Raw genomic sequence first — 2,484 nt, 5'->3', positions numbered from 1 at the left:
AACTCCCCCCGCACGCGGGGCACGAAGGGGTCCCCGTCCCAGGCGCCGGGGTCCCCCGCAGGTACGACGTCGACGTGGCCCTGAAGTATCAGCCCGGCCTCCTCGCCGCCCCCGAAGTACCCCACCAGCCCCCACGCCTCGTCCCGCTCCACCTCAAGCCCCGGAAACCCCGGATCGGCGTACAGCTCCTCCAGGTCCATGGCCCACAGGTCGACGTCGGAAGCCCCCAGCTCCGCCAGCTTCCGCGCCAGCACCTGCTGGATCTCCGACTCGGCCGCACTCCCCGTCACGCTCGGCACGGCGACCAGCTCCATCAGCGTCCGGGCCAACGCCGTCTCGTCGATCGCCGCCAGCACGGCGGCCTCCGCCTCGGTGTACACGCGCGCATCCCTCCCAGGTCCGAGACCAATTAAGGAACGATCGTTCTTGACCGATCGTTCCTCAACTGTCTACCGTAGGGGCCATGGGCAGGCCAAGAGCATTCGACGAGGACGAGGCGGTGCGCGCCGCCGTGGACCTGTTCGGCGGGCGCGCGTACGACGGCGTGTCCGTCGACGACCTCGTCAGCCACCTCGGCGTGCACCGCAACAGCCTGTACAAGACGTTCGGCAGCAAACGCGGCCTCTACCTGACCGCGCTGCGCCGCCACCTCGCCGACGACGTCCGCCCGCTGCTCGACGCCCTCGCCGGCGCACCGGACGCGGCGACCGCGCTGCGGCTCGTGACGTCGGCCGACCTCGGCCTGCTGCTCCTCGCGGCGGTCGAACGCGCACCGGCCGACGCGGAGGTCGCCTCCGAGGTGAACGCCGCCCTGGCCGCCGTCGACCGGGCGATCGCCGACGCGCTCGGCGTCCCCGCCGACCTGGCCACCGCCCTCACCTCCGCCGCGCTCGGCATCCTCCTGCGCGGCAACCCCGACGGCGTGGCCACCGCACTGACCCGGCACCTCGCCCCTCTCACCTGAAAAGGGAGCCCTGCATGGCACGGATACGGATCGACGGCGACCACCTCGTCGTCGTGATCGAGGGCCTCGACAAGCTCTGGGCCTTCAAGGGCAGCCTGACGATCCCCCTGGCCAACGTCCGGGGCGCGACCGCCGACCCCGGCATCTCCACCGACCCCAAGGGCATCCGCGCGCCGGGCTCCCACGTCCCCGGCGTCATCACGGCAGGCACCTTCCACCAGGACGGCGAAAAAATCTTCTGGGACGTCAAGGACGCGTCGAAGGCCGTCGTGATCGAACTCACCGACGAGCGGTACACCCGCCTGGTCCTCCAGGTCGACAACCCCCGCGCGACGGTCGCCCTCGTCGAGAAGGCCCTGGCCTGAAGGGAGGTGGACCGATGCTCCGCCACCTGGCGACGGCCCTGCTGGCCCTGACGGCCGCCACCGCCACCCCGGCCGCGGCGACCCCCGCCCTCGTACCCGCCACCGACCGCGAGATCACCTTCACAGCCGACGGCACGACCGCGTACGGCACCCTGCACATCCCCGAACACCGCGCCGGACAACGGCTGCGGGCGGCCCTGCTGCTGCCCGGCAGCGGCCCCACCGACCGCGACGGCAACCAGCCGCCCGTGTCCACGCCGAACACCCTGGCCCAGCTGGCCGCCGCCCTCGACCGGGACAAGGTCGTCACGCTGCGGTTCGACAAGTACGGCACCGGCCGCACCGGACTGGGCGCCTACCAGAATCACCCGGAGAACCTCGACTATCCCGCCTTCGTCCGCCAGGCACGCGCCGCCTACGACGTGCTGCGCGACCAGCCGGAGACCGACCCGCACGCACTGCTGGTCGCCGGACACAGCGAGGGCGCGCTCACAGCACTCCTGCTCGGCGGCACCGCCCACCCCCGCCCGGCGGGCCTCGCACTCCTGCAACCGCAGGCACTCCGCCTGCTCGACCTGGTCGCACTCCAGCTCAAGGCCCAGGTCGCCGAGGCGACCCGGCAGGGCCAGTTCACCCCCGAGCAGCAACGCGTCATCGACACGGCCATCGACACCGCCGTCACCTCCCTGCGCGCACACCGGCCGGTCGACACCACCGACCTGCCCCCCGCCGTCGCCCGGCTCTTCGAGGCGTTCCAGGGCCCCAGCGCCCGGTTCGTCCGGAGCGACGACGCCATCCACCCACCGGACACCGCCGCCGCACTCCGCCCGGGCACCAAGGTGCTGCTGACCTGCGGCACGAACGACGCCCAGGTCCCGTGCACCACGACGGACGCCCTGACCAGCGCCCTACGTCACGCACACGCCGCCCGACCGGGCCGCGTGACGCTCCCTGGAGTGGACCACCTGCTGCACGACGCGACCCACCCGGACACGCTCGCCCCCTCCGCACTCGACGCCCTGCGCCGCCTCACCCGCCCCTGAGTCGGCGGGGGTTCCGGGGGGCCGGCGGCTTTCCCGGAACTCCCGCCGACTCCGGGCCCCTGACGCCGTCCGATCCCTCACCCGCCCCCGACCGTGAACCCGATCACCGACC

Annotated in this window: 3 protein-coding genes and 1 pseudogene; 3 read left to right on the top strand and 1 reads right to left on the bottom strand. The window is 73.0% G+C overall.

Going from position 1 to position 2,484, the window contains the following annotated elements; genetic code table 11:
* Nucleotides 1–314 (bottom strand): annotated as a pseudogene (locus AOK24_RS06860) (peptidase M20); the annotation flags it as partial.
* A 149-nt stretch (nt 315–463) separates the two neighbouring features.
* Between AOK24_RS06860 and AOK24_RS06855 the strand changes: the two are divergent.
* Genes AOK24_RS06855 through AOK24_RS06845 form a run of 3 tightly spaced genes read left to right on the top strand, consistent with a single transcriptional unit; the run spans nt 464 to nt 2,372 of the window.
* Nucleotides 464–964 carry a TetR/AcrR family transcriptional regulator gene (locus AOK24_RS06855; RefSeq protein ID WP_055719157.1) on the top strand — a complete coding sequence of 167 codons (501 nt, stop codon included), beginning with the start codon at nt 464–466 and terminating at the stop codon, nt 962–964.
* A gap of 14 nt (nt 965–978) precedes the next feature.
* On the top strand, nt 979–1,329 hold the full coding sequence (locus tag AOK24_RS06850) for a hypothetical protein (protein ID WP_055719156.1): 351 nt from the start codon (nt 979–981) through the stop codon (nt 1,327–1,329).
* A gap of 14 nt (nt 1,330–1,343) precedes the next feature.
* Nucleotides 1,344–2,372 (top strand): alpha/beta hydrolase, encoded by a 1,029-nt coding sequence (locus AOK24_RS06845; RefSeq protein WP_055719155.1) that lies wholly within the window; start codon nt 1,344–1,346, stop codon nt 2,370–2,372.
* Nucleotides 2,373–2,484: the final 112 nt, after the last annotated feature.

Origin of the sequence: Streptomyces niveiscabiei, assembly GCF_001419795.1 — a bacterium.
In the GTDB taxonomy this organism is placed as follows: Bacteria; Actinomycetota; Actinomycetes; order Streptomycetales; family Streptomycetaceae; genus Streptomyces; species Streptomyces niveiscabiei.
This window is presented reverse-complemented; position numbering and strand designations above follow the sequence as displayed.

Coding starts and splice junctions, on each gene's coding strand:
- AOK24_RS06855 (WP_055719157.1), top strand. CDS start 464: ATGGGCAGGCCAAGAGCATTCGACGAGGACGAGGCGGTGCGCGCCGCC.
- AOK24_RS06850 (WP_055719156.1), top strand. CDS start 979: ATGGCACGGATACGGATCGACGGCGACCACCTCGTCGTCGTGATCGAG.
- AOK24_RS06845 (WP_055719155.1), top strand. CDS start 1,344: ATGCTCCGCCACCTGGCGACGGCCCTGCTGGCCCTGACGGCCGCCACC.